Source organism: Sphingomonas sp. PAMC 26617 (genome assembly GCF_000242835.1).
GTDB lineage: Bacteria > Pseudomonadota > Alphaproteobacteria > Sphingomonadales > Sphingomonadaceae > Sphingomonas.
The window spans coordinates 356,721-382,599 of sequence record NZ_JH594425.1; the positions used below are offsets into that span (position 1 = coordinate 356,721).

The window sequence follows — 25,879 nt, forward strand, 5'->3', positions numbered from 1 at the left end:
CGGGATCGATCACGCCGCCGCGAGCCGGTCCAGCACCCGCGCCAGCGCTGCGTCGCGCCGGTCGACGAGGTCGGGCAGCGCGGTGCGCGCGAGATCGAAGCGAAGCTCGTGCATCGTCATTCCCGAACGATAGCCCTCCGGCCACACCGCGGTCTGCTCGAAGCCGCAATGTTCGAAGAATGGCGCGACCAGCGGGGACGTGTCGACCGTCACGTAGCGCGTCGCGGGAACGGCGTTACGCGCGACATGGATCAGCCGCTCGAACAACAGCAACCGTCCCAGTCCGCAGCGGTGATAGGCGCGCGCCGCCATTCCCCAATAGAGCAACGCCTTGTTGTAATGCTCCCAGATTTCGTACCCGCCAAAGGCCGCCACGGCACCATCGACGGTGACGACCAGCGCGGGGCCATCGGGATCGTCGAGCGTCTCCTCCAGCCAGCCGCGATCGCCGTCCCCGAAATATTCGGGCAGGTTGCTGTCGAACGTCGCCAGCACCGCGGCGCGATCCGTCTCGGCATAGTTGCGAACCATGACCCGGCTCATGCGTCGTCCTCCCACAGGGCGACGGTGTCGATCGCTTCGCCGGTGTCGCGCGTCCAGCAGTGCGAGCGCCCTTCGCAGGTCGCGGTCGCGCGGACCGGATCGAGCAACTCCGTCTCGATCGTCTCCGGGGCGAGGCGGCGCGGTTCGCCGATCAGTTTCGCGTGCGCCTCCTTGATCGTCCAGCGGCGCAGCCAGGCGCGCGGCTGCTCGGCGGAGTCGAGCGCCCGGAGCGCCGCCACCTCCGTCGCACTCAGCATGTCCCACAGCGCCGCGGCACCATCGACCGTCTCCCGGTCGACCGCGATCGGGCGCGTCGCCGCGCCGACCAGCGACCATCCGCCGCGCCCGGCAAACCCGATATACCAGCCCGGCGGGCTGAGCACACGCGGTGCCCCGGCAGCGCTGCGCGCAAGCCGGACCGTGGCGGCAGGCACGTCCGCACAGTGCGCGAGCAGCGCGGATGCGTGCGCGTGGCGCGGGGTGCTCCGGTCATCGGCGACGCGCCAGACCACCGGTGTCCCTGCGTAACGCAGCGCCGACACCGCGCCGTCATGCCACAGCGGTGTCATGCCCCGATCGCGATCCGCGCCGGACTGCCTTCCCAATTGGTGCCGTCGGGCAGCGTTTCGCCCTTCATCACGACCGACAGGTCGCCCAGTTGCGCGTCGTTCCCGATCTCGGCATCGTACAGCACGATCGCGAGCGACCCGATCGTCGCGCGGTCGCCGATCCGGATCGCGCCGACCTTCATCACGCGATCCTCGAACAGATGCGTCTGCAGCCCGGCGAAATCGTTGAGCGCGACATCGTCGCCGATCGTCACCAGATCATGCTCGGTCAGGTCGGTGGTGTCGATGTAGCAGCGCTTGCCGATCTTCGCCCCCATCAGCCGCAGATAGATCGCGATCCACGGCGTGCCGCGCAACGGCTCGAGCAGGTTGGCGACCGCGAGATTCTCATAGGTCGCGGTGACCAGTTCGGTCCGCCACACGAAGGTGCTCCACAGCGGCGCAGTGGTCGCGCGGTAGCGTCCGGCGACGATCCATTTCAACGCCAGCACGAACCCCCCGCACGCCAGGCAGAAACCGAGATAGAGGAACGGGAACGCCAGCCCTATGATCACCCCGCCGCGCTCCAGATCGTCGAGATCCCCGACGACCGAGAACAACAGGCTGAAGAAGACGAGAAAGACGGTCAGCGACAATGTCGTCCGCACCGCCTCGATCGTCAGGCGCGTCGCGATCAGCCCGCGCGACGGGTTGAACCGTGCCCCCTCGTCGAACATCGTCGCGACCTGGCGAACGGGAAGCTTGATCGCCGGCGAGCCGAACCAGGTGCTTCCGCTCTCCATCGCGTCGCCGGGGGTCTCGGGAGGCTTGGACAGCACCCCGATCAGCACCTCGTCGCCAATCTGCGCACCGCTTGGCAACAGCGCCGAATTGCCGATGAAGCTGCGTCGGCCGATCCGCGTGTGCGCCAGCTCGATCGTGCCATGCCCGATCCGGGCCGCGCCGAAGATGACCGAGTCCGCGATGAAGCTCTCCGGCCCGATCTCGACCAGGTCGGGCACGATCGCGCTTGCGGTCGAGATTTCCGCGCGCCGCCCGACCTTGACCCCGAGCGCGCGATACCAAGGGATGACGTAGAGCGTCGCGAAGATCGGGTGGAGCAGCCGCAACGCGAGATCGTTGATCTGCTTGACCATCCAGAAGCGGACGTAGAAGCCGCTATCGAGCGCATAGCTGCCCGGCGCGACCTTGCCGAGGATCAGCCGCTTCGCCGCGACCGTCAGCACGCACATCATCACGATATAGGTCGTCGCGAGCAGCGGCGAGACGAGCACATAGGTATAGCCGGTGGTCGCCCAATCGAGCTCCATCAGCGCGATCAGCCCCGGCGCGATCGGCAGGATCGCGATGATCGGCAACAGCAACGCGCCGACCAGCAGGCCGAACGTTGCGGCGGGTGCCTCGCGGCGGGTGCGTGCCGGGCGTGGCGGCACGTCGCCCGCAAACGTCGCGGGCGATCCGGTCCAGCGCTGGCGCGGCGGCACGATCGTCTCGGCGGGCACCGCCGACATGTCGTCGAGCATCGCATCGTCGCCAAGCACCGCGTTGCGGCCGACCACCGCCTGCGATCCGACGAACGCGCCGGCACCGAGCGTGACGGTACCAAGCCGCAGCATGCCGCGCTCGACCGAGCTGGTCGCGATCACCGCCTGGTCGCTGACGATCGCATCGTCGCCCGCGGTGAACAGGTCGGCGGTGTCGATGACCCCGGTGCCGATATAGGCGCGCTTCCCGATCTTCGCGCCGAGCATGCGGTAATAGCCGCGGATCATCGGCGTTCCCGCGAGATACGGGGTCGCGGTGACCCCGATGATCCGCCGCACCAGCCACCAGCGGAAATAATAGCTGCCCCACAGCGGATAATCCCCCGCCTTGAACCGCCCGACGATCACCCATTTGGCGACGATCGAGACCATCATCGAGGCGATCGGCACGATCGTGAAGAACAACGCGCTCAACACCAGCGCGCTGATCCGGTCCATCCGTCCGGCAAAGTGGGTGTAGGCGATATAAGGCGAAAACCATTGCAGCCCGGCGAGCGCATAGATCGGCAGCAACGCCGCCGTCTGCGCGACGACGCACAGGCGTCGCTTCCAGTCGGCGATCCGCACGAACGTCCCGGCGTGCTCGACCACGACCGGTGCCGTGCCGCTGATCCGTGCCGCCAGCGCACGGATCGTCGGGGCGGCATAGACGTCCTCGAGCGACAGCCCCTCCAGGCCGGGGACCTTGCGCGCGGCGGAAACGAGCCGCGCCGCCTTGAGCGAATGCCCGCCGAGATCCTCGAACAGATCGTCCAGCACCGAGACCGGCTGCGGCGCGAACGCCTCGGCCCATACGCGTTGTAATTGCGCCTCGAGCGGGGTGGCCGGAGCCGCGATCGCGCGATCGGCGTCGACCGTACCTTCGGGCCGGACCAGCGCCTTGCGGTCGACCTTCCCCGAGGCGGGAAGCGTCGGAAATGCCGCGAGCATCTGATAGGCCGCGGGCCGCATGTAATTGGGCAGCCGTTCCGCGACGCGGGTCTTGAGATCGGCGACATCGACCGTCTCTCCCGAGCGAGCGACGATGAACGCCGCGAGGAATTCCGCCCCGTCGGCGTCCGAGAAAAGTTGGACGACCACCTGTGCGACGCCGGACGCCTCGCCGATCACCGCCTCGATCTCGGCGAGTTCGACCCGGAATCCACGGATCTTCACCTGCGTGTCGATCCGCCCGACGAAATCGATGTCACCCGCCGCATCGAGCCGCACCAGATCGCCCGAGCGATACACCCGCTCGGGCCCGCCCGACACCGTGTCGAACGGCGTCATGGTGAACTTCTCGGCGGTCAGGTCGGGCCGGTTGACGTAGCCGGCCCCGACCCCGGGGCCGCCGATGATCAGCTCGCCCTCCTGCCCCGCCGGCACCGGGTGGAGCGTCTCGTCTACGATCCAGGCGGTATAGCCAGGAAGCGGCTTGCCGATCGTGATGCGCTGGCCGGGCTGGACTTCGGTCCAGGTTGCGGTGACCGACGTTTCTGTCGGGCCATAGGTGTTGAGCAACTGCAGCCCCGGCCGCGCCAGCCGCCGCGGCAGATCGGCCGGGCATGCCTCGCCGCCCATGTTGATCAGCCGGAGCGTCGGCACCGGATGCTCGACCAGCGCGATCAGCGACGGCACGACATGCCAGATCGTCGCCTCCGCCTCGGCCAGCGCGACCGCGACGTCGGGCCCGCTCGTCGCCAGCGCCTCGGTCGCGACGAGCAACCGCGCGCCGACGAAGAACGCGCTCCACATCGTCTCGACCGACATGTCGAACGCAAGGCTGAAGCCACCGAACACGACGTCGCTCGGGTCGAGCGCGAGGATCGCGCTTTCCGAGCGGACGAGATGGCACGCGTTGGCGTGGGTGATCATCACCCCCTTGGGGCGGCCGGTCGTGCCCGAGGTGTAGATGATATAGGCGAGATCGTCGGGCAACGCGGCGGTCTCCTGCCGCCCGAGCGGGGCCGCCGGTTCGGCCGCGACGTCGCCCAGTTCGGCATCGAGCGCCAGCGTCGCGCCGGTGATCGTCGCCGCGCGGCTGGCAACCGTTACCGTAAGGGCGGCACCGCTGTCCGCGATGATGAAGTCGATACGGTCCTGCGGATAGCTCCAGTCGACCGGGACATAGGCGGCCCCGGCGCGCAGCACGCCCAGGATCGCCATATATTGATCGAGCCCGCGTGGCAGGCACAGCACCACCCGATCCCCGCGACCGATCCCGAGTGCGCGCAACCGGTGCGCGAGCGCAAGGCTGCGTCGCTGCAACGTCTCGTAGCTCCACGTCGTGCTGCGACCGAATTCCTCGCTCGCGCCGATCAACTGCAACGCGGTTGCACTCGCATTCTGCCGACACTGTGCATCGAACAGTTCGTGGAGCAGTTCGTCGCGCGCATAGGGTTCGTCGGGCCGAAGCGCCGGGGCCGGCATGATCGACGCCTCGATCACGGCGTCGCTGCTCAGGGGATCCAGCGTCGCCACGTCATATGCCTGGTTTGGAATAGGTCGATCCCTGAATAACTGCCGTATCCCCATGATTTGCACCCGGTCATGCCCGAGGACAAGGGCATCGCCGGTTTGCGCTGCCCGGCACGAGGCGGTCCGGTCCCGATCGTCGGGTGCGCGCGGGACCGTGTGTTCCGCCTCGTCGTCCCTTCGTCGAGCGCCTGCAAGCTCGTGACGGGGCGCCGATGGCGGTGGCGGTCGAGTCCGCCGTCGATCGGCGACAGTGCCGCGCACTTGGGGCAAACGGTGCAGGCTCCTGCGCGATGCTACACCGGTCCGCTCCCTTGCATCTCGGCGACGATCGGCCGCAGCGCGCGCATCAGCGCGCTGCGGCGGCGCTCGCTCTGGCAGACGAGGTAGCTGCGCAGCGGATAGGAACGCTCCCCGGTATCGAGCGGCCGATAGGCGATCCGCGCGTCGGGCGGGCATTCGGATTCGAAGAACGCGCTGATCCCGAGGCCAAGTGCCAGCCCCTCGCGGATCGTTTCGCGGGTCTGGAGCTCGATCGTCGCGTGCGGGGTGATCCCAGCGTCGCCCAGCGCGCGCTCGATGAATGCGCGGGTCTTGGACGAGGATTCGCGTAGCAACAGCGTTTCGTTAGCGAAGGCCGCGATCGGAACGCTGGCCTGCGCCGCCAGCGGATGATCGCATGGCAAGGCGCAGGCGAGCGTCTCGGTCGTGAGCGGCTCGTAGCTGAAATGGGGGTCGCCCGGCGGGTCGCTCGCCAGCGCGGCATCGACATGCGCGTCGCCGAGCCACTGCATCACCTCGCGCGCATTGCCCATGCGCACCTGCACCCTGGTTAGGGGATGGTCGCGCCGGAGCAGCCCGACCATCCGGGCGATGTAATGGGGATTGTCCGACCCCAGGCGGATCATCCCCCCCGTCATTTCCGCGGTTTCGCCGAGGATCTCGTCGATGTCGGCGGCGGTCGCGAACAGTTTCTGCGTCAGCACGAGCAGGTCGCGCCCCGCCGCGGTGAGGCTGAGCGGGACCTTGCGGCTTTCGAACAGCATCACGCCGTAGCGCGCTTCCAATGCCTTCAACTGCTGCGACAGCGTCGGTTGCGAGACGTTGAGGCGGCGGGCCGCGCGCGACACGCCCCCTTCCAGCGCGATCGCGTGGAACGCGCGCAAATGTTGGTGATTAACGGCCATCCGCTGCCGGAAATAGCGGGATATCGTGACGCTTGCGTGACGGTTTCATGGCGTCTCGATAGGTCTTGTCTATCCCGCCTGAGACGCGCCGACGCGTTTGCGCCGCGACACGAAGGCACGACCGCGGACAAGCGACCAGAACGATAGATTTTATCTATGGGCGGCATTCAGCCAAAGCCTTGGCCTCGCCTCGCGCGCGCGGCCAAGTGCGCCCCGCAAGGGAGTCCCGCGTGTCACACGAATCGTTCGATCTCGCCATCGTCGGCGCCGGTATCGTCGGGCTGGCGCACGCGCTCGCCGCCGTGCGGCGCGGGATGAACGTCGTGGTGATCGACCGCGACGCGCAGGCCAATGGTGCATCGATCCGCAATTTCGGGTTCATCACCGTGACCGGACAGGAACAGGGGACGGTCTGGCGCCGCGCGCGGCGCTCTCGCGACGTCTGGGTCGAGGTCGCCGCGTCTGCCGGGATCGCGATCGAGCAACGCGGGCTGCTGCTGGTCGCGCAGCGGGCCGAAGCGCGCGCGGTGTGCGCGGCGTTTCTGGAAACCGACATGGCCGAGGGGTGCCGCTGGCTCGACCATGACGCGGCGCGTGCCCGGCTTGGCGGGGTCCGGCCCGCGCGGCTTGAAGGCGTCCTCGAAAGCGATGTCGAAGTGCGCGTCGAATCGCGCAGCGCGATCCCGGCGCTCGCGGCGTGGCTCGAGGCCGCGCATGGCGTGACCTTCCGGCGCGGCATCGCGGTCCACGGGGTCGAGACCGGCTGCCTCGCCACCTCGGCGGGCGACGTCCACGCAAGCGCGATCGTGGTGTGCCCGGGCGATGACCTCGCGACGTTGTTCCCGGATGCCCTCACCGGCGTGACGCGCTCGAAGCTGCAGATGCTGCGGCTCGCCGACCCCGGCTTCCGCCTTCCTGCGACGATCATGTCCGACCTCGGGCTGACCCGCTACCTCGGCTATGCCGCGCTGCCCGAGGCGCAGGCGCTCCACGCCCGGCTTGCGACCGAGCAACCCGCGCAGCTCTCCAACGGCGTCCACCTGATCGTCGCGCAAGGCACCGATGGCACCCTGATCGTCGGCGACAGCCACCATTACGGCAAGACCCCGGACCCGTTTTCGAGCGAGGCGGTCGACCAGCTGATCCTCGACGAATTCCGCGCGGTGTTCGGCGCGGTCCCGCCGGTGCTCGAACGCTGGACCGGAACCTACGCTTCCGCCGCAACGCACAGCCTCGTCTCCACCCCGGCCGAGCGGGTTCGCCTCGTCGTCGTCACCAGCGGCACGGGGGCCTCGACCAGCTTCGGGCTTGCCGAAGACGTGATCGCCGATCTTCTTAGCCAGAAAGACCCAGCATGAGCTTCGCTGTCAAAGCCGTGGTGTTCGATTGGGCGGGCACGATGATCGACCACGGCTGCCGCGCGCCCGTCGTCGCGTTGCAGCGCGTCTTCGCCGAGGCTGGCGTCGCCGTTTCCGAAGCGGAAGCGCGCGCCGACATGGGCCGCGCCAAGCGGGATCACATCCGCGCGATCCTGGCCGCGCCGCGCGTCACCACCGCGTGGGTGGCGGCGACCGGCAGCGCTGCGAGCGAGGACGACGTCACCCGCCTGCACGATGCGGTCGAGCCGCTGATGCGCAGCGCCGCGCGCGATTGCGCGGCACTCATCCCGGGCGCGGCCGACCTCGCCGCGACCTTGCGCGCGCACGGTGTGCGGATCGGCTCGTGCACCGGCTACACCCGGCCGATGATGGCGGACATCCTGCCGCGCGCCGCGGAACAGGGCTATGCGCCCGACGCGGTCATCTGCTCGGGCGAGACTCCGGAAGGCCGCCCCTCCCCGCTGATGCTGTGGAAGGCGCTGGTCGAACTGGGCGTCTGGCCCGCCTGGGCGTGCGTCAAGGTCGACGATGCCAGCGTCGGGATCGGCGAGGGCAAGGCGGCGGGGGCGTGGACCGTCGGCGTCGCTGCCTCGGGCAACGGCGTCGGTCTCGACCATGCGGCGCTCCACGCGCTTCCTGTCGACGAACGGACCCGCCGCGTCGACGCCGCCGCCGCCGACCTCTACGTCGCCGGAGCCGACTATGTCGTCGACAGCGTCGCGGACCTGTGGCCGGTGCTCGAAACGATCGCCGCGCGGATCGCCGCGGGTGAGCGGCCCGCCGCATGAACGTGCGCGAAAGCTTCGTCACGCGCTGGCTGCGCACCGCACCGCCCGCGCTATTTGCGCTCTATGGCGGCGGGGCCGCGTTCGCCGCCTATTTTGCGATGTACGCGTTCCGCAAACCCTTTACCGCGGCCAGTTACGTCCACATCCCCGGCTGGCCGTTCGCGATCGACTTCAAGGTCGTGATCGTGATCGCGCAGGTCGCGGGCTATGCGCTGTCGAAGATCCTCGGCATCAAGGTCGTCTCCGAAATGCCACCGGCCAAGCGCGGCGTGGCGATCCTGCTGCTGATCGGCCTTTCCGAAGTGGCGCTCGTCGGTTTTGCGATCCTCCCGCCGGTTGCGGCGGTCGCCGGGCTATTCCTCAACGGGCTTGCGCTCGGGATGATCTGGGGGCTGGTGTTCGGGTTTCTCGAAGGGCGGCGGTTGACCGAAGTGCTCGGCGCGATGCTGTGCGCCACCTTCATCCTCGCCTCGGGCGTGGTCAAGTCGGTCGGCGAGACCGTGCTGCAGAACGCCTGGGCGAGCGAGCGCTGGATGCCCGCGACGACCGGCCTGCTGTTCACGCCGATGCTGCTCCTCGCGGTGTGGGCGCTGGTCCAGCTCCCCCCGCCCGATGCCGCCGACGAGGCCGAACGCCGCCCGCGCACCCCGATGAACGCGCCGCAACGCGCAGCGCTGTTCCGCGCGCACGCGCCCGCGCTGATCGCGCTGATCGGCGTCTATGTCCTGCTCACCGCGCTGCGCGATTTCCGCGACAATTTCGCCGCCGAGATCTGGCGCGAGCTTGGCTTTGGCGGGGCGGCGAGCATCTTCACCTGGTCCGAAGTGCCGGTCGCGATCATCGTGCTCGGCGCGCTCGGCCTGCTGATGCGGGTGCGCGACAATGCCGATGCGGTGCTCTGGAACCTCCGGCTGATCGCGCTCGGCCTGGCGACGCTCGGCGTGGCGACCGCGGCGTTCCAGCTTGGCTGGCTTGGCCCGGTGTGGTGGATGATCGCGGTGGGGGCGGGGCTGTATCTGGCCTATACGCCGTTCAACGCTTTGCTGTTCGACCGGCTGATGGCGGCGACGGCGTTTGCGGGCAATGCCGGTTTCCTGATCTATCTCGCGGATGCCAGCGGCTATTGCGGCAGCGTCGCGCTGCTGCTGCTGCGCAGCTTCGGGCATGTCACGCTGAACTGGAGCAGCTTCCTCGCCGAGATATGCTACGCCACCTGCGCGATCGGGCTGGTCGCGACGGCATGGGCGATAAGGCGTTTCCGCGCTGCCTTGCGCACCGAGACTGGGCCGACGGAGTGGGCCCGCCTGCCCGCGACGACATGAGGAACCCGACGATGTCCACGCCAGCTTATGATCGCCGCGCCGTCCTCCGCGCGATGCTCGCCTCTGGCGGAGCGGCCGCCGCATTCATGCCGGCGATCGCGCGCGCGCTCGACATCCCCGCCGACCGCCGCAGCGGGACGATCATGGATGTCGACCACGTCGTGATCCTGACTCAGGAAAACCGCGCGTTCGACCATTATTTCGGCGCGTTGAACGGCGTTCGCGGGTTCGGCGACCGTTTCGCGATCCCCGCCCCCAACCTCGGCGACCGGGTGAATCGCACCGTCTTCGTCCAGCCCAACGAACATGCCGGCGCGCCCGCGCTGATCGCGCCGTTCCACTTCGACACGCATGAGGACTTCGCGCTGGTCCGCCACGACGGCACCCCGCACACCTTCCCCGACAGCCAGGCAGCGTGGGACAATGGCCGGATGAGCGCGTGGACCAAGGCCAAGCACAACCACGCGATGGGCCATTTCACCCGCGCCGACATGCCGTTCCAATATGCGCTCGCCGAGGGATTCACGCTGTGCGACGCCTATCATGCCGCGACGCACATGGGGACCAACCCCAACCGCCTGTTCCTGTGGACCGGCACCAACGATCCCGCGGGCAAGGGGCACGGCCCGGCGATCGACAATGGCTATGATTCGTTCGCCGATCCGCGTGGCCATGGCGGCTACACCTGGACGACCTATCCCGAGCGGCTGCTCGCCGCGGGCGTCGGTTTCCAGATCTATCAGGACATGGCGGACAATTTTACCGACAACCCGCTCGCCGGCTTCCGCCGGTATCGCGACGCGCGGTCAGCGACGACGGGCACCGAAGCCGAACTGATCCGCCGCACGCTGACGACGCGCGACCTCGATCTGCTCAAGGCGGATGTCGTCGCGGGCACGCTGCCCGCGGTATCGTGGATCATCGCCCCCGCCGCCTTCTCGGAGCATCCCAACCCGTCCTCGCCACTTCAGGGCGCCGATTATACCGCGCGCGTGCTCGACGCGCTGACCGCCAACCCGAAGGTATGGGCGCGGACCGTGTTCATCCTCAACTTCGACGAGAATGACGGGCTGTTCGATCATGTCCCCCCGCCCGCGCCGCCCGCGCGCGATCCGGCCGATCCGACGCGGCTGCTGGGGGGATCGACGATCCCGACCGACGACGACTATCATGTCCGCGCGCAGGGCACCGCCGACGCCGCCTATCTGCACCGGTCCTATGGTCTTGGGATGCGCGTGCCCTTGTATGCGATCTCGCCGTGGAGTCGGGGCGGTTATGTCACAAGCGAGGTGTTCGATCACACGAGCGTGATCCGCTTCCTCGAGACCCGCTTCGGGGTGCGCGAACCCAATATCAGCGCGTGGCGCCGCGCGGTGTGCGGCGATCTGACGAGCTGCTTCGATTTCAGCACGCCCAATGCCGAGCCGTTCGTCGGCAAGCTGCCCGCGACTGCCGCCCTCTCCGATCGCGCCGCCGTACTGCCGCTCGCGCAGCCCTATCCGCCAGAGACGCTCGCCGCGCCGCGCCAGGAATCCGGGCTGCGCCGCCGCCGCGCCGCACCCTATGCGGTCGATGCCGTGCTCGAACCGCACGGTGCGGGTCACGCGCTGCGGCTCACCAATCTCGGGGCAAAGCAGGCGGCGGTGTTCCAGCTATACGATGCGCTGGAGTTGGAGGAGGTCCCCCGGCGCTACACCGTCGGCGCGGGTCAGTCGCTCGTCGCCGAGATCGCACCCGATGCCGCCGGGTTGCACGACGTGATCGTCCTCGGCCCCAACGGCTTCCACCGGCGCTTCACCGCGCGTGCGCCGCGGGTCAGCCCCGTGGTCGATCCGTCGGGAAAGCTTCGCCTGCGCAGCCTCGCCGCGACGCCGACGACGCTGACGATCTCCGATATGGCCTATGGCACCGCGCCACGCCGCGTCACGCTGGCAGCAGGCGAGACATCGACCCTCAAGATCGATCTCGCGCATAGCCATGGCTGGTACGATCTGAGCGTGCGCACCGACGGGCAGGTGGTGCGGCTCGCGGGCCATGTCGAGAACGGCCGCGACAGCTATTCCGACCCGGCGGCGCACGGCCCTGCGCCGCTCTCGTTCGAAACCGCACAGAGCCTGCTCAACCGCTAGCGCGGCATAATTACTGCTGGAAACCCGCACCCGTTCGCTGGAAGCGCCCGGATCCAGCCGAGGTGGACAAGGTGCGGGCGTGCGGACTGCGGCATGCCGTCCCCGCACGAACAAGAATTCGACCGCATTTAATCGTTTCACCTTCGAACTGTCACGTCACTGTCACCCCCGCCTGCTTAGGCAAACTGGTTTATACCAGTTATCGCCTTAAGGGGGGCAAGACACATGACCGAGATCCTGGTGGTTCAGGCCAAACAGACAGCGCTGCGAAGTTTCCTGCTAGCCAGCGCAGCAGCGGTGATCGTCGGCACCACGCCGCACGCCGCTTTTGCGCAAGCGGCTGCCGAGACGCCGGACGACACGTCTGGCGACATCGTGGTCACCGGCTATCAGCGCTCGCTGCGCGACGCGCGCGCGATCAAGAAGAATTCGGTTATCCAGAAGGATGCGATCGTCGCCGAGGACATGGCGAAGTTCCCCGAGCTCAACCTTGCGGAATCGCTGCAGCGTCTGCCGGGCGTGCAGATCACGCGCGAAGCGGGCGAAGGCCGGCGGATCTCGCTGCGCGGGCTCGGGTCCGATTTTGCGCGGGTCCAGCTCAACGGTATGGAAGTCCTCGGCAACGTCGATTCCGCGCAGGACAGTCGTGGCCAGCGCTCGCGCGATCGCTCGTTCGATTTCAACATCTTCGCCTCCGAGCTGTTCCAGCGCGTCGAGGTCGAGAAGACCTATGAAGCCGCACAGACCGAGGGCGGCATGGGCGGCACGGTCGGCCTGTTCACCCCCAAGCCGCTCGAATCGGGCGTCGGCACCAAGGGCGCGATCACCGGCAAGATCGGCACCAACCAATATACCAAGGATGCGCAGCCGCGCGTCGCCGGGCTGTTCAGCCAGAATTGGGGCAACACCTTCGGCATCGCGCTCTCGGCAGCGTATTCGAAGCGCCGTACGAGCGAACAAGGCCGCAACACCTATAATTTCAACAAGGCGAGCGCATCGGACCTGCAGGACATGGTCGCCGATGGCCTCGACATCTCGCGCCTCACCGCCGCACAGCGCACCAAATTCTTGTCGGGCGACCTCTATTTCGCCGACGGCAACCGCGTTTCCTCCTTCGACGCGCGCCAGGAGCGGCTTGGCGTCACCGCCACGGTGCAGTGGCGTCCGGCGGACAACCTGCTGCTGACGCTCGATGGCCTGCGCGGCCAGTTGACCACGCATCGCGACGAATATCACCTCGCGACCCGGCCGATCAACGGCACCGGCTCGGTCGCGTTCGACGGCGCGGCGGGCAAGCCCTATCCCGCCGCGTTCCAGACCGCATCGGTGCTCAACAGCCTGGCCTGGGACGCCAACAACTATGTCACCGCGACCGACACGACCGGCGCGACCTTCGGCAGCGAGCATCGCCGCCAGCTCAACAAGACCCGTTTCAGCCAGGCGGCGCTGACGTTCAAATGGGATGCGTCCGACCGCTTCAGCGTCGACGGCCATGTCGGCTACGAAAAGTCGACCTATGACACGCCCTATGACGACAAGCTCTACTTGCGCGGCAAGGGCAATCTCGTCGCCGACTACGGCACCGACGGGCGTTCGGCGTCCTTCACCTATCCGAATTTCGATCCGACCAATGCCGCCGCCTATGCGATGGACAATTTCTACTATCGTGCGTTCAACAACAGTTCGGAACTGCGCGAGGGCGTGATCAACCTGCGCTACACGCTGAACGACGCCTTCACGCTGCGCGCCGGCGGCGCCTATCACCGCTTCAAACAAGGCGGTGCCAATTACTTCTACGACGGCAACGTCAACGGCACGACCGACATCACGCGCGGCACGTCGGTCGCCGGAATCACCAGCGTCTACAACAACAGCTTCGGCTCCTGGGTCGTCGGCGATTTCGACAAGGCGTTCGCCAAGTACAAGGAATATCACCGCCTCGGGCCGAAGGCGGATGGCACGGGCAGCGCGCTCCAGGATATCGAGCAGGTCGTCACGACCTCGGAGGAAACCGAGTCCGGCTATGCCCAGCTCGACTGGCATGGCGACCTGTTCGGGATGACCGCGCGCGGCAATGTCGGCGTGCGCGGCTATCATACCGACACGCAGAGCATCGGCTGGATCCAGGGCGACAATTACGCCTATCTCGGCACGGCAGACGTGAAGGGGCATTATAGCGGCATCCTCCCCGCGATGAACGCGGTGCTCGAGCTGACCCCGCAGGTCCTGCTCCGCTTCGCCGCGGCGCAGAACCTCAACCGCCCGGGCCTTGGCTCGATGGCAGCGCAAGGCTCGGCGTCGCAGGACGACGTCAACGGCAAGATCACCGCATCGCGCGGCAACCCCAATTTGAAGCCGTACAAGGACAATACGCTCGACCTTGCGGTCGAATATTATTTCGGCAAGGCGGGGCTGCTGTCGGCGTCGGTGTACAAGAAGTGGATCACCAACTTCATCGGGTCGCAGCAGTCCGACAACATTACGTTCGCCGATGCCGGGGTGCCGACCAGCGTGCTGACCGGCGCGACGCCGAGCACGATCATCGCGAACTTCTCGATGCCGATCAACGTCGCGGGGACCAACACCGTGACCGGCGCGGAAATCGCGGCGCAGAGCCAGTTCTCGTTCCTGCCCGCGCCGTTCGATCATCTGGGTGCAGTGGCGAACTTCACCTATGTCGACGCGGACGAGAAGATCACCGGCATCTCGAAGACGAGCTACAACGCGACGCTGTATTTCGAGAACAAGCTGTGGGGCGTGCGGGGGTCGCTCAATCAACGCAGCCGCTATTACACCTCGCGCAGCGCCACGGTGATGAGCTCGGGCACGCAAGGGTTCGAGGACACCACCTATGTCGACGCCGCGGCCTACCTCAACGTCAACTCGGCGCTGCAGCTCACCTTCAACGCGGTCAACCTGACCAACCAGAAGGACACGCAGTTCTGGGGCCAGAACCGCTATCTGTACAATCAGACGCAGAGCGGGGCGACCTACATGCTCGGGTTCGGCTTCAAATTCTGACGATGCCGCCTTTTGTCTTCTCGCGCCCTCTCCTCGGAGGGGGCGCCTTTTTGGCGTGTATGCCGCAATGATCGTCTCGCACCGCCACCGCTTCATCTTCGCCGCTGTGCCCAAGACCGGCACGCATGCAGTGCGACAGGCCCTACGCGAGCAGATGGGCAATGAAGACCTCGAGCAGGTCGGCCTGTTCGTCAACAAGCGCTTCCCCTGGCCCGAGCTTGCCGCGATCCAGCACGGCCATTTCGCGCTGCGCGAACTGCGCCCCTATCTCGGCGATGCGCTGTTCGCCGACTATTTCAAATTCGCGTTCGTGCGCAATCCGTTCGACCGCTTCATCTCGTATTGCGCCTTCATGCTGCGCGGCGGCGACGCGTTCGAACAAAGCCCACGCGATGCGATGCACCACTTCCTGTTCCGCGCGCCGCCCGAGCAGCATATCCTGTTCCAGCCGCAATCCGCGCTTTTGCTCGATGCCGACGGGACCACGCTGCTGACCGACGCCGTCGGCCGCGTCGAGCACATGCAGGCGTCCTATGACGCGCTCTGCGCGCGGATCGGCATCCCGTCCCGCGCGCTGGAGCGGGTCAACGCGACCCGCCACGCCGACTATCGCCGCTATTACGATCAGGCGCTGATCGACGGCGTCACCGCGCGCTATGCGCAGGATCTGGCGCTGTTCGGCTACACCTTCGAGGGCGCGCAATGACCGGTCCGTTGACGCCCAATCCGCGCAAGACGACGGGCGTTCGCCCGCTCGGCCCGATCGATATCGCGGCGTTGCGCGCGGCGGTGCTCGCGATTCCTGAAGCGGTGTGGGACCGCGAGAATGCCGCCAAGCCCAACCGCTTCGCCGCCCTCGACGCGACCCGCCACATCGTCTTCCGCTTCATCGACGACCCGTGCGACTGGCGTGGCTCGCACGATCGTCTCGCCTGGGCGTACTGGCGCACGCTGCTCGCGCCGGTGCTGGCGCAGGCGGTGCGCGACTATGGTTATGTACGCGGGGTGTTCCCGCGCGTGATGCTGGCGCGGATGCCGTCGGGCGGCGTGATCCACCCGCATGTCGACGCCAATCCCGCAGCGAAATGGCCACACAAGATCCACGTGCCACTGCTGACCAACGATCAGGTGATCTGCCATTTCGGCGGTGCGGACCATCGCTTTGCCGAGGGCGATGCGGTCGAGGTCGACAATCTCGGCCCGCACTGGGTGCGTAACGAAGGCTCTGCGCCGCGCATCCACCTGATCTTCGAATATTACGACCCCGACCAGCCGGAGCCCGACTGGCTGGCCCCGTTGCTGCGCGCGGGTGCCGCGCAATGACCGTGCAGGAAGATCGCGACGCACTGCTGAAGACGGCGGCAACGCTCCGCACGCAGGGCCGCGTCCCCGACGCGCTGGCGCTGCTGGACCGGCTCGAAGCCGCGCATCCGACCTTCAGCCGCCTGTATCAGGAGCGCGGCCATTGCCACGTCCTGCTGCGCAACACGCCAGCCGCGATTCATGCGTTGCACGAGGCAGTCCGGCGCAACCCGACGCTGCCCGCAAGCTGGGACATGCTCGAGCAACTCCATCGCCTCGCGGGCAACACCGACCAGGCCGAAGCCGCGGCGCGCAGCCTCGCCACGCTCAAGCAATTGCCCATTGCGATCGTCGTCGCGAACAGCCTGTTCGCCGACGGCGATCTCGCGCAGGCCGAGCAGGTCCTGCGCGCGTATCTCCCGCAGGACCCGCAAAATGTCGGCGCGCTACGGTTGCTCGCGCGGATCCACACCGATCGCGGCGACCCGGCCGAGGCCCAGCGGATACTCAAAGCGGTGCTCGAACACGCACCGGACTATCACGACGCGCGGCTCGATTATGCGCTGTTCCTGCTGCAGCAGCAAAAACACGCGCCCGCGCGCACGCAGGCGGAGCTGTTGCTCGCGCACGACGCGGACCATCGCGCCTATCTCAAACCCTATGCCGCGGCCTGCGTCGGCCTCGGCGATTATGCCCCGGTGATCGATGTCTATGCCCGCTTGCTAGTAGACCCAACGCTGTCCGCCGCGGAAATCGCCGACCTGCGCCAGTGGCGCGCGACCGCGCTGAAGATCGTCGGGCGGCAGCACGACGCGATCGCCGACTATCACGCCGCGCTCACCGCTTGCCCCGACTATGGCGTGGCGTGGTTCGGCCTCGCCAACCTCAAGACCTATCGCTTCAGCGATGCCGAAATCGACCGGATGCAGACCGCGCTGGCCCGCCCCGCCCTGCAGGAGATGGACCGCATCTACCTGAACTTCGCGCTGGGCAAGGCGCTGGAAGATCGCGAGGATTACGCCACCTCGTGGCACGCCTATGCCCAAGGCAACGCACTCCGCCACGCCACCGCGCGCTACCGCCCAGAGGCCGCCGAGGCATGCGTCCAACGGCTGCAACACACCTTCACCCCCCAGTTCTTCGCCGAGCGCGCCGGCTGGGGCGTCGACGACCCCGCCCCAATCTTCATCGTCGGGCTGCCACGCTCGGGATCGACGCTGATCGAGCAGATCCTCGCCTCGCACCCCAGTGTCGAGGGAACGCAGGAACTGACCGAAATCGGCCGCTACGCCGCCGAACTGTGCGGCAGCGACCCCGCCTGCGGCCTGCCACTCCACCCCGAGGCGCTGCACCGCCTGAGCGCGACGGATGCCCGCGCACTAGGAAACCGCTTCCTGACCGAGACGCGCCCCTATCGCACGCTCGGCCGGCCATTCTTCATCGACAAGATGCCCAACAATATCTGGCACATCGGCCTGATCCGCCTGATCCTGCCACGCGCGACGATCATCGACGTGCGACGCGAGCCGATGGCGTGCTGCTTCAGCAATCTCAAACAGTTGTTCGGCACGACTAACCAGGAATTCAGCTACGCCACCGACGACATTGCGCGCCACTACCGCTGCTATCTGGAGCTGATGCGCCACTGGGACACGGTGCTGCCGGGCCGCGTGCTGCGCGTGCAGCATGAGGACTTCGTGACCGATCTAGACGCCAGCGCGCGGCGGTTGATCGCGCATTGCGGCCTCCCGTTCGACCCCGCCTGCCTGTCCTTCCACGAAACCCACCGAAGCGTCCGCACCCCGAGCTCGGAGCAGGTCCGCCAGCCGATCGATCGGACAAGCCTGACCCAGTGGCGCCACTACGAACCCTGGCTCGCCCCGCTGCGCACCGCGCTCGGCGATGCGCTGACGACCTACAGGAATTGACCCCATGCGGCTGTCGCAACCCTTTTTCCAGCTTCCCGTCCTGTTCGACGTCGACCGCCTGCAGGCCGAGGTCGCCGCCCTGCCCGACGCAGCGTGGGCGCCGCATCCCGACGGGATCGCGGGGAACAGCGCCGCGCGGCTGATCACGGTCTACGGCGGCGAAAACGATTCGCATCAGGGGCAGATGCTGCCGACGCGCTGGCTCGACGCCATGCCCTATGCGCGGCAGGTGCTCGCGGGCTTCGGCGTGGTGTGGAGCCGGGCGCGGCTGATGCGCCTCGCACCAGGGGCGAGCGTCCCAGACCATGCCGACATCAACTACCATTGGCACACGCGCGTCCGCGTCCACGTGCCCGTCTTCACCCAGCTCGCGGTGACGTTCCACTGCGACGGCGAGACCGAGCACATGGCCGCGGGCGAGGCGTGGATCTTCGACAATTGGCGACGCCACCGGGTCGAGAACCGGGGCAGCGCGGCGCGCGTCCATCTCGTCGCCGATACCACCGGCACCGCCGCCTTCTGGCAGTTCGCCTGCGGCCAGACGCCCCCGCGCGCGGCATGGCGGACGGTCGCGTGGAACCCCGACGCCACGCCAACGCTGCTGACCGAGGGCGACCAGCGCTTCGCGGTGATGCCCGCCGCCGAAGTGCAGTTGCTGGTCGACGACCTCCGCGCAGACCTCGTGGTCGAGCGCGCTACCCCCGATGCCCTCGCGCGCGCCGAACGGTTCGACCGACTGCTCGCGCATTTCGTGCTCGACTGGCGTCAGCTCTGCGCGTTGCACGGGGTGAGCGGACGCGACCGCGACGCGTTCCTGCGCCTCGCTGGCGCGGTGCGCGCGGGCGCGACGCCGCTCGCCGCCGGGCTCGTCATGCGGACCAACGGTGCGAGCGCGCTGCTGGTGCTCGAAAAGCGCGTGCTGCAACATCTGGTGGCGGCCCCGCCCCTGCCTTAGCGGTGGCGGCGCAGGAGGATGAGAGCGATAGTGGCAAGAAACTGCCGTCGCGGGGATGACGGTGAAGAGTGGTCGAGACCCCTCAATTGTCGGCCCCGACGCATCAGGCGGAACGGCTAAAAGTGGTTGGTAAGCCATTTAGAATAGCTGCCATCCACGCGGCATTACAAATACAGGCGGGGGTTCCCGTACATCGCGCATAGCTATTGATCATGGGGACTGTTCGGTGATCTTGAAGGTTGGTTCGTAAGTAACGGGGAAGTTAACCGAGCGGGCGATGAAGCAGAATTCTCCGATCTCGTGATGAATTGCCTCGGCCCGGGTCAGGTCAGCCCCCTTCCCGACCACGACGTGGGGGCGCAGGACGGCGCGTATGAACCGGCCTGCACCGTCAGGCGTGCTCTCCCCGACACCTATCGGTGCGTCGCGATATGCCAGCACGACGATGCCAGCCTGACTGGCTAGATGAAGATACCAGAGCATATGGCAGGCTGCGAGCGACGAGACGAACAGGTCTTCGGGATTCGGCAGTTTAGGATCGCCGCCAAGCCGGGGGTCGTTCGAACAGTGGGTGACCGGCTTGTCCGGGGACACGATATCCCAGGTTCTGTCATAGCCCCGATAGGCCTTTGTGCCTTCCCCCCGGTTCCCGGTCCATTCGATACAACTCATGAAATCATGCTGCTCGGCCATTTGGTAAGCTCTCCCGCCAAGGGTTCAACGTTGATCAGGTGCGACGCCTCGTAACCGTTGCGCGAGTTCTGCGATCTGTTCGCCCGTCCAGGCGTTCCTACGACGCTCGCGACTCGCGGGGTGAAAGCGCAGGCCGAGATTCAAATCTTTGCGCCAAGCCTGCTGGGGCCTGATCGGACGTGGCATGAAGTTGCCGCCGCAAGTTGGGCATACGTCTCCAAAAACATCTTCGACGCATCGGACGCAGTAGGTGCATTCGTAGGTGCAGATGCGCGCGGCAGGAGAGTCTGGCGGAAGATCCGCATCGCACAGCTCGCAATTGGGTCGGAGTTCCAGCATTTCTATCATCTCCGCACCGTCACGAGGCACTGATCCCCGTAGAATTGGATACATGTATCCAATAGCTATAATCGCTGTGAGTGCTAGAAGGAAATTGTGCTCAAGCCCCAGACCACTCCCACACTGATCGCCGATGCGTTGCGTGACGACATCAGTCGTGGTGTGTTGCAGCCCGGCGCGGCGCTCCGGCAGGAGGCTCTGGCTGCGCGCTTCGCTGTAAGCCGCATTCCCATCCGTGACGCGCTGCAGAAGCTGGAGAGTGAGGGGATCGTGACGCTGGTGCCCAATCGTGGCGCCTATGTCGCCACACTAACCATCGTGGAAGTGCAGGAAATCTTTTACCTTCGCCAACTGGTCGAGGTGGACCTGATCGGTCAGGCCGTGCCGCTTTTGGATGCGACGGCTCTGCAGACGATACGCGAGAGCGCGAAGCTCGCTGAGCAGCTGTCTTCCAAGCCGGATTGGCTCATGGGGGACCGGGCATTTCATCAGGCGCTATATCTCCCGGCAAACCGGCCGCGCCAACTCGAACTCGCGATGTCCCTGCGCTCTGAAGTTGAACGGTATGAAGCGATCTATCGTAAGCTGCCTAAGAACCGACTTGATTGGACGCGTGAACACGCCGGGTTGCTTGATGCCTGCGCGAGGGGTGACGTAACAGCGGCGCGCTCGCAGCTATCAGCGCACCTTGATCACGCGGCTGCATTTCTCATCGAACAGATCGTCGAGCAGGATCCTCTACAATCTAGAGCCGGCCGCTAAAAAACCGTCCCTTTCAGGTGGCGACTGGGGTCTGGATAGCGCGCCTGAACGAAGGGCGTGTTTCATGCAGCCGCCTTGTTCAGCTGTTTGACCGCGTTTGGGCAAAAGCTGCCGATCGTCCCGAGGTCGGCGCCGCAAGTGAAACGTTCGGTTTTCTGACGTGCGGCAAGAGCCCGCACCGCACCAGGTTTCCCGTCCGAAACCAGATCACGAAATCAGCGCCAGCTTCCCTCGCGCCCGCCGTCCTCCCGGCATCGCAAGCGAACCGATCACCCCTGCGACCCGCTCCCCCTCAACCGCGCCCTACCCCGTTCGCTCCCGCACCGCGAGATCGACATGGACGCGGATGGCATCGTGCCGCCAATATTCGTGGTCGTAATTGACCACGCGCCCCGCCGCGTCGAAGCTGCTCCGCACCACCAGCAGGCCCGGCGTGCCGGGGTTGACCCCAAGCGCATCCGCGGTCGCCCCGGTCAGCGCGCAGGGCTTCATGTCGATCCGATTGCGCGCGACCGCGAGATGATAGTGATCGGCCAGCAGCTGCGTCAGCGACGCATCGAGCGAATGCGCGAGCAGCCCCGGCGCCAGCGCCGGATCGACCATGATCCGCTCGATCAGCACGGTCCTGCCATCGATCGAACGGCGCCGCGTGATGTCGTACAGCGGCGTCCCCGGCGACACGCGGAAAATGTCGGCGAGCGCGGGGGACGCGGGCGCCATCTCCTTGGACAACGTCTCGGTGCCGGGGGTGCGCCCCTGTTCAGTGACATAGGTCATGAACCCCGCCCATCGCGTGGGATCATAGGTCACCGCGGGCGGCGAAACGTACCAGCCGCTGCGATCGCGGCGATACACCAGCCCCTCGGCCTCGAGCTGTGACAGCGCCTCGCGGATCGTGCCGCGCGCCGCGCTGGTGTTGACCTGAAGCTGCCGCTCGGACGGGAGCCGGACCCCCGGCGCGAGCCGCCCGCGCGCGATTCCCTCGGCGATGCGGTTGCGCAGCGCCAGATATTGCGGACCGCTCGCCACTTCGCTCGGGCCGAACAGGAAGTCTTCCATCGTGCTTGGCGTCGCCATCGGTGCCTCTCGCTGCGGTGCGACGATGACAGCCCGCGACGGCACCGGTCAAGCCGGGTGCTGGTTGGGGGCGCTGAGCCGGACCAGCAAGGCGCGGTGGCTCTCGAGCGACGGCACCGTCCAATCGGCGTGCTTTCCACCATCGTCGTACAACCGCATCCGCACCGCCGCCGCGAAATGCGGCTCGGCCTCGAAGTCCGCGCGCTCGGCCGCCGACATTACCCCGCCCTGCAGCCCGAAGCTCAGCAGCGATGCGCCGCTCAACGCCTCGGCATAGCCGGGGCGGACCGTCGCGAGATAGCGCTTGGCCGCGACATGCAGCCGCACCGGCTCGGTCACCGCCGGCGCGAAATGCGCTGCGAGCAGCGCTGCGCCCAGCGTCTCGTGGCGGCCGTCGCGGTCCTGCAGCTCCGCCGCATCGCCCGCCCCACCGACGAATTGACCGATATCGTGGAGCAGCGCCGCCGCGACCAGCGTCTCGGGCGCGTCGTCCTGCCGCGCGAGTTCTGCGGCCTGCAGCGCATGCTGGAGCTGCGTGACATCCTCGCCATAGCGTTCCGCGCCGTGCTGCTCGAACGTGTCGAAGATGCGATCGACGATAGATGCTGACATTACGATCCCCATGGCGAGCACCCTGCTTTCTGCGCGACGGCCCCTGTCAGAATTCTGTAGCGAAACTGGACTAGACCAACAAGCGCGAACCGCCGAGCGTGGCCGCTTTTCAGGGAAGCCCCAAGATGACCCATCCCAATCGCCGTGACTTCGTCCGTGCCGCCGGTCTCGGCGCGACCGCGTCGCTGTTGCCGGGGCTGGTCGCCCGCGCGGCAGCGATCGCCCCGAGACAGCGGCACGGCTCGCTCGAGGATGTCGAGCACATCGTCGTCTTCATGCAGGAGAACCGTTCGTTCGATCATTATCTCGGCATGTTTAACGGCGTCCGCGGCTTCGGCGACCCGCGCCCGCTCCGCCTCGCGGGGGATCGCACGGTGTGGGCGCAACCCTCGCTCGAGCATCCCGACGGCTTCGTCCTGCCGTTCCACGGCGATTCAAAGGTCAGCCGATCGTTCAAGGTCGACGGCTCGGGGCAGTCGCATCAGGAAAATATCGGCATCTATCATCATGGCCGGTTCGACCGCTGGGGGCTGAGCGGCGAGCTGCACAAGCGGATGCTGCACTATGGGGCCGGCGACCTGCCGTTCTACTACGCGCTCGCCGATGCCTTCACCGTCTGCGATGCGTATCATTGTTCGACGCTGACGCAGACCTACCCCAACCGGCTCCACGCCTTTACCGGCTGCAACGGCGGCGGGACGGTCGGTGGCGACCCGCAGATGACCAATTATGGCGAGGACGAGACGCCGAGCGCCGACATGGCGCAGGACAAGCCGCTGCGACCCGACGCCTATCGCTGGACGACCTATGCCGAACGGCTCCAGGCGGCGGGGATCAGCTGGAAAGTCTATCAGGAACACGACAATTTCGGCGACAATCTGCTGTCGGTGTTCCCCGCGTTCCGCCCCTGCGCGCCGGAATCGGACTTGTACGCGCGCGGCCGCGCCTAAGTGAGCGAACACCGCGACGGACCCGATCGCATCCGCTCGGACGGCGACCAGCTCGTAGCCGCCTTCCGCCGCGACGTTGCCGCCGGCACGCTCCCCAAGGTCTCGTGGATCGTCACCGCCGCCGACCTGTCCGAACACCCACAGGCCGAGCCGTCCAAGGGCGAGCATGTCTGCGCCGCCCTGATCGCGGCGCTGGTCGATCACCCCGAGATGTTCGCCAAGACCGTCTTCATCGTCAATTACGACGAAGCCGGCGGGTTTTACGACCATATGCCGCCGCCGGTGCCGCCGGTTCCAGGCTATCGCGGCGCGAGCACCGTACCGCTCGACGGCGAGACCAAGGATTATGGCGACCACCCCGACGAGGACGACCTGCGCCATCCCGGCCAGCACCCGATCGGTCTCGGCATCCGCACGCCGACGATCATCGTTTCGCCGTGGAGCCGCGGCGGGTTCGTCTGTTCGGAGCTGTTCGACCATACGTCGACGCTGCGCTTCATCGAACGGCGCTTCGGCGTGCGCGAGCCCAACATCAGCGCCTGGCGGCGATCGGTGTGCGGCGACCTCACCTCGGCGTTCGACTTTACCCGCCGCGACGGCGACACCGCCGCGCTGACCTTCCCCGCGACCGACGATTTCCGCGAACGCATCGCCCGTTCCGCGGCGGGCCGGCTCAACGCGATCCCGGCGGCGCAGGCACCAACCCGGCAGATGACCGGCCAGCGTCCACACCGCGCGCTGCCCTACCGGCTCGAAGTGACTGGCGGTCTTACCGATCAGGGCACCTTGCAGATCGCGTTCGCCAATACCGGCACGGTCGGCGCGACGTTCACCGTTCACGACAATCTCGACGTCGAGGCGCCGTGGAACTTCACCGTCGGCGCCGGGGATCGTCTCACCCATGACGCCTGGCATGGTGCGGGTCCGGTGCCACCGCGGATCGACGTGACGGTGCGTGGCCCCAACGGTCTGCTGCACCGCTATGCCACTGCCTTGACGACGGATTTGGCCGGATCCCCGGTCGCTGTGGCCGCAGATGTAGCGCTCGCACGCCAGCCGGAGGATGCGGTGGTCACGCTGACCCTCATCAATCGCGGCGCGACACCGCTCGTGTTCCAGACCGCGCTCGCCGAACCCTATGCGACCCCGGGGGCGCGCCAGCGTCGGATCGTGGTGCCGCCGCACCAGAGCGTGGCCGACCGCTGGTCCGTCGCGCGCAGCGACAACTGGTACGATCTCACCGTCACCACCACGGACGATCCGCACTTCCTCCGCCGCTTCGCCGGCAAGCTGGACGACGGCAGCGTTGGGCGCACCGATCCGGCGATCGGCGCAATGCGCGTCCTGGCCTGAGCGCAACGCACGGTGCTCAATGGTACGCGCGCGGTAGAGCGTGACATCCTTGCCCCCGCGTCGGCTACAACGGGGCAGCGGGTCAAGATCCGGCATCCGCCACGGCGTGTCGCGTAGAACGTCGAGGGTCAGGCCGCGTGTTGCCATACGCGCGGTGCTGGTCGCGGACCGGGCCGGACCGTACTCGTCCCCCCCCACTCTGACATAAATCTCATTCATTTGCATGGCGACGAAGTAATCGTCGGTTTTTAGAATTTGCGGGCCAGATTACCTGGCATCCGGAGAAAAGTCATGAAAACCGAAGCAAAGAAGAACGAGACCCGCGAACTGACCCCGGCCGAGATCGCTCGGGTTGCGGGCGGGTCATATCATCGCGCCACGATGTAAAGTTCTTTGCCGGGGCAATCTCTGCCCCGGCGATTTTTGTTCCGCTGCACCGCTACGCCACGGCCTGGACGGAGCATTTGGCCGGATCCAAATTTCCAGAAGTCGCCGATACGACACTCGCGGACCAGCCGGAAGATGCGGTGGTCACGCGGCCCCTCCTCGATCGCGGCGCGACACCGCTCGCGTTCCAGACCGCGCTTGCCGAACCCTATGCGACCCCTGGGGCGCGCCAACGTCGGATCATTGTGCCGCCGCACCAGAGCTTGGCCGACCCCTGGTCTGTCGCGCGCAGCGACAATTGGTACGATCTCACCCTCACCGCCATAAGCGATCCGCACTTCCTCCGCCGCTACGTCGGCATGCTGGGAGATGGCGGCGCTGGACGCAATGTGCGTCCTGGCCTGAAACGCCACGCACGATGCTCGATGATATGTGCGCAGTAGAGCGCGACATCCTTGAACCCCGCCGCGTAGAGGGTCAGCTGCAGCTTCCGTGTCGACATACTCGCGGCGCTGGTCGCGGACCGGGGTGGACCGTACTCGCCATCCACCCTGGCTTTCACATCGATCTCATTCAATTGCATGG

The 25,879-nt window shown here is 66.9% G+C and carries 20 protein-coding genes and 1 pseudogene; 13 read left to right on the forward strand and 8 right to left on the reverse strand.

Annotated elements, in window-relative coordinates:
* Nucleotides 1–9: 9 nt before the first annotated feature.
* The 4 genes from RH91_RS01505 to RH91_RS01520 form a co-directional block, all read right to left on the reverse strand.
* Complete coding sequence (locus tag RH91_RS01505) at nucleotides 10–543, reverse strand: GNAT family N-acetyltransferase (RefSeq protein WP_010160717.1); 534 nt, start codon at nucleotides 541–543, stop codon at nucleotides 10–12.
* A complete protein-coding gene (locus RH91_RS01510; RefSeq protein WP_010160718.1) occupies nucleotides 540–1,112 on the reverse strand; it encodes a 4'-phosphopantetheinyl transferase family protein in 573 nt (190 codons plus the stop codon). The genes RH91_RS01505 and RH91_RS01510 overlap by 4 nt, the downstream gene beginning before the upstream one ends.
* Nucleotides 1,109–5,116, reverse strand: a complete 4,008-nt coding sequence (locus tag RH91_RS01515) for a Pls/PosA family non-ribosomal peptide synthetase (RefSeq protein WP_010160720.1) — start codon at nucleotides 5,114–5,116, stop codon at nucleotides 1,109–1,111. The genes RH91_RS01510 and RH91_RS01515 overlap by 4 nt, the downstream gene beginning before the upstream one ends.
* Nucleotides 5,117–5,406: 290 nt before the next feature.
* Nucleotides 5,407–6,297, reverse strand: a complete 891-nt coding sequence (locus RH91_RS01520; RefSeq protein ID WP_010160721.1) for a LysR substrate-binding domain-containing protein — start codon at nucleotides 6,295–6,297, stop codon at nucleotides 5,407–5,409.
* 230 nt (nucleotides 6,298–6,527) lie between these two features.
* Here RH91_RS01520 and RH91_RS01525 point away from each other — a divergent pair, with 230 nt between their 5' ends.
* From RH91_RS01525 to RH91_RS01565, 9 genes are all read left to right on the forward strand, one after another.
* A complete protein-coding gene (locus RH91_RS01525) occupies nucleotides 6,528–7,655 on the forward strand; it encodes a TIGR03364 family FAD-dependent oxidoreductase (RefSeq protein ID WP_010160722.1) in 1,128 nt (375 codons plus the stop codon).
* On the forward strand, nucleotides 7,652–8,464 hold the full coding sequence (gene phnX, locus RH91_RS01530) for a phosphonoacetaldehyde hydrolase (RefSeq protein ID WP_010160723.1): 813 nt from the start codon (nucleotides 7,652–7,654) through the stop codon (nucleotides 8,462–8,464). Before RH91_RS01525 ends, phnX begins: the two co-directional genes overlap by 4 nt.
* Nucleotides 8,461–9,786: a DUF5690 family protein gene (locus tag RH91_RS01535; protein WP_010160724.1), complete on the forward strand. Its 1,326-nt coding sequence runs from the start codon at nucleotides 8,461–8,463 to the stop codon at nucleotides 9,784–9,786. The genes phnX and RH91_RS01535 overlap by 4 nt, the downstream gene beginning before the upstream one ends.
* 11 nt (nucleotides 9,787–9,797) lie before the next feature.
* Nucleotides 9,798–11,915 (forward strand): phosphocholine-specific phospholipase C, encoded by a 2,118-nt coding sequence (locus RH91_RS01540; protein ID WP_232283372.1) that lies wholly within the window; start codon nucleotides 9,798–9,800, stop codon nucleotides 11,913–11,915.
* A gap of 225 nt (nucleotides 11,916–12,140) precedes the next feature.
* The gene (locus RH91_RS01545; protein WP_010160726.1) at nucleotides 12,141–14,936 is read left to right on the forward strand and encodes a TonB-dependent receptor; all 2,796 of its coding nucleotides are present in this window, start codon (nucleotides 12,141–12,143) and stop codon (nucleotides 14,934–14,936) included.
* Nucleotides 14,937–15,003: 67 nt separating this feature from the next.
* The gene (locus RH91_RS01550; RefSeq protein WP_029623512.1) at nucleotides 15,004–15,642 is read left to right on the forward strand and encodes a sulfotransferase family 2 domain-containing protein; all 639 of its coding nucleotides are present in this window, start codon (nucleotides 15,004–15,006) and stop codon (nucleotides 15,640–15,642) included.
* Complete coding sequence (locus RH91_RS01555; RefSeq protein WP_010160728.1) at nucleotides 15,639–16,259, forward strand: aspartyl/asparaginyl beta-hydroxylase domain-containing protein; 621 nt, start codon at nucleotides 15,639–15,641, stop codon at nucleotides 16,257–16,259. The genes RH91_RS01550 and RH91_RS01555 overlap by 4 nt, the downstream gene beginning before the upstream one ends.
* Complete coding sequence (locus tag RH91_RS01560; protein ID WP_010160730.1) at nucleotides 16,256–18,166, forward strand: tetratricopeptide repeat-containing sulfotransferase family protein; 1,911 nt, start codon at nucleotides 16,256–16,258, stop codon at nucleotides 18,164–18,166. Before RH91_RS01555 ends, RH91_RS01560 begins: the two co-directional genes overlap by 4 nt.
* 4 nt (nucleotides 18,167–18,170) lie before the next feature.
* The gene (locus RH91_RS01565) at nucleotides 18,171–19,121 is read left to right on the forward strand and encodes an aspartyl/asparaginyl beta-hydroxylase domain-containing protein (protein ID WP_010160731.1); all 951 of its coding nucleotides are present in this window, start codon (nucleotides 18,171–18,173) and stop codon (nucleotides 19,119–19,121) included.
* A 210-nt stretch (nucleotides 19,122–19,331) separates the two neighbouring features.
* On the opposite strand, the gene RH91_RS01570 is transcribed toward RH91_RS01565, so the two are convergent.
* Both RH91_RS01570 and RH91_RS23530 read right to left on the reverse strand, forming a co-directional pair.
* Entirely contained in the window at nucleotides 19,332–19,814 is a 483-nt protein-coding gene (locus RH91_RS01570) for an OsmC family protein (protein WP_010160732.1), read from the reverse strand.
* Nucleotides 19,815–19,838: 24 nt separating this feature from the next.
* A complete protein-coding gene (locus RH91_RS23530) occupies nucleotides 19,839–20,207 on the reverse strand; it encodes a DUF1272 domain-containing protein (protein ID WP_332306614.1) in 369 nt (122 codons plus the stop codon).
* Nucleotides 20,208–20,249: 42 nt separating this feature from the next.
* Here RH91_RS23530 and RH91_RS01580 point away from each other — a divergent pair, with 42 nt between their 5' ends.
* On the forward strand, nucleotides 20,250–20,915 hold the full coding sequence (locus tag RH91_RS01580; RefSeq protein ID WP_010160734.1) for a GntR family transcriptional regulator: 666 nt from the start codon (nucleotides 20,250–20,252) through the stop codon (nucleotides 20,913–20,915).
* A 303-nt stretch (nucleotides 20,916–21,218) separates the two neighbouring features.
* On the opposite strand, the gene RH91_RS01585 is transcribed toward RH91_RS01580, so the two are convergent.
* Nucleotides 21,219–21,992 (reverse strand): UTRA domain-containing protein, encoded by a 774-nt coding sequence (locus RH91_RS01585; RefSeq protein WP_010160735.1) that lies wholly within the window; start codon nucleotides 21,990–21,992, stop codon nucleotides 21,219–21,221.
* Nucleotides 21,993–22,040: 48 nt separating this feature from the next.
* Nucleotides 22,041–22,604 carry an HD domain-containing protein gene (locus RH91_RS01590; protein ID WP_232283373.1) on the reverse strand — a complete coding sequence of 188 codons (564 nt, stop codon included), beginning with the start codon at nucleotides 22,602–22,604 and terminating at the stop codon, nucleotides 22,041–22,043.
* Nucleotides 22,605–22,729: 125 nt separating this feature from the next.
* Between RH91_RS01590 and RH91_RS22960 the strand changes: the two are divergent.
* The 3 genes and pseudogenes from RH91_RS22960 to RH91_RS01600 all read left to right on the forward strand — a co-directional run.
* A pseudogene (locus RH91_RS22960) lies at nucleotides 22,730–24,061 on the forward strand (alkaline phosphatase family protein); the annotation flags it as partial.
* A 204-nt stretch (nucleotides 24,062–24,265) separates the two neighbouring features.
* A complete protein-coding gene (locus RH91_RS22965) occupies nucleotides 24,266–24,907 on the forward strand; it encodes a phospholipase domain-containing protein (protein ID WP_232283561.1) in 642 nt (213 codons plus the stop codon).
* Nucleotides 24,908–25,371: 464 nt separating this feature from the next.
* Nucleotides 25,372–25,737: a phospholipase domain-containing protein gene (locus RH91_RS01600; RefSeq protein WP_010160737.1), complete on the forward strand. Its 366-nt coding sequence runs from the start codon at nucleotides 25,372–25,374 to the stop codon at nucleotides 25,735–25,737.
* Nucleotides 25,738–25,879 lie beyond the last annotated feature (142 nt).

Excerpts from the sequence above, each read along its gene's own strand:
- RH91_RS01505 (WP_010160717.1), bottom strand. The coding sequence starts at position 543 with ATGAGCCGGGTCATGGTTCGCAACTATGCCGAGACGGATCGCGCCGCG.
- RH91_RS01510 (WP_010160718.1), bottom strand. The coding sequence starts at position 1,112 with ATGACACCGCTGTGGCATGACGGCGCGGTGTCGGCGCTGCGTTACGCA.
- RH91_RS01520 (WP_010160721.1), bottom strand. The coding sequence starts at position 6,297 with ATGGCCGTTAATCACCAACATTTGCGCGCGTTCCACGCGATCGCGCTG.
- phnX (WP_010160723.1), top strand. The coding sequence starts at position 7,652 with ATGAGCTTCGCTGTCAAAGCCGTGGTGTTCGATTGGGCGGGCACGATG.
- RH91_RS01535 (WP_010160724.1), top strand. The coding sequence starts at position 8,461 with ATGAACGTGCGCGAAAGCTTCGTCACGCGCTGGCTGCGCACCGCACCG.
- RH91_RS01540 (WP_232283372.1), top strand. The coding sequence starts at position 9,798 with ATGTCCACGCCAGCTTATGATCGCCGCGCCGTCCTCCGCGCGATGCTC.
- RH91_RS01545 (WP_010160726.1), top strand. The coding sequence starts at position 12,141 with ATGACCGAGATCCTGGTGGTTCAGGCCAAACAGACAGCGCTGCGAAGT.
- RH91_RS01550 (WP_029623512.1), top strand. The coding sequence starts at position 15,004 with ATGATCGTCTCGCACCGCCACCGCTTCATCTTCGCCGCTGTGCCCAAG.
- RH91_RS01555 (WP_010160728.1), top strand. The coding sequence starts at position 15,639 with ATGACCGGTCCGTTGACGCCCAATCCGCGCAAGACGACGGGCGTTCGC.
- RH91_RS01560 (WP_010160730.1), top strand. The coding sequence starts at position 16,256 with ATGACCGTGCAGGAAGATCGCGACGCACTGCTGAAGACGGCGGCAACG.
- RH91_RS01565 (WP_010160731.1), top strand. The coding sequence starts at position 18,171 with ATGCGGCTGTCGCAACCCTTTTTCCAGCTTCCCGTCCTGTTCGACGTC.
- RH91_RS01570 (WP_010160732.1), bottom strand. The coding sequence starts at position 19,814 with ATGGCCGAGCAGCATGATTTCATGAGTTGTATCGAATGGACCGGGAAC.
- RH91_RS23530 (WP_332306614.1), bottom strand. The coding sequence starts at position 20,207 with ATGTATCCAATTCTACGGGGATCAGTGCCTCGTGACGGTGCGGAGATG.
- RH91_RS01585 (WP_010160735.1), bottom strand. The coding sequence starts at position 21,992 with ATGGCGACGCCAAGCACGATGGAAGACTTCCTGTTCGGCCCGAGCGAA.
- RH91_RS01590 (WP_232283373.1), bottom strand. The coding sequence starts at position 22,604 with ATGTCAGCATCTATCGTCGATCGCATCTTCGACACGTTCGAGCAGCAC.
- RH91_RS22965 (WP_232283561.1), top strand. The coding sequence starts at position 24,266 with ATGACCGGCCAGCGTCCACACCGCGCGCTGCCCTACCGGCTCGAAGTG.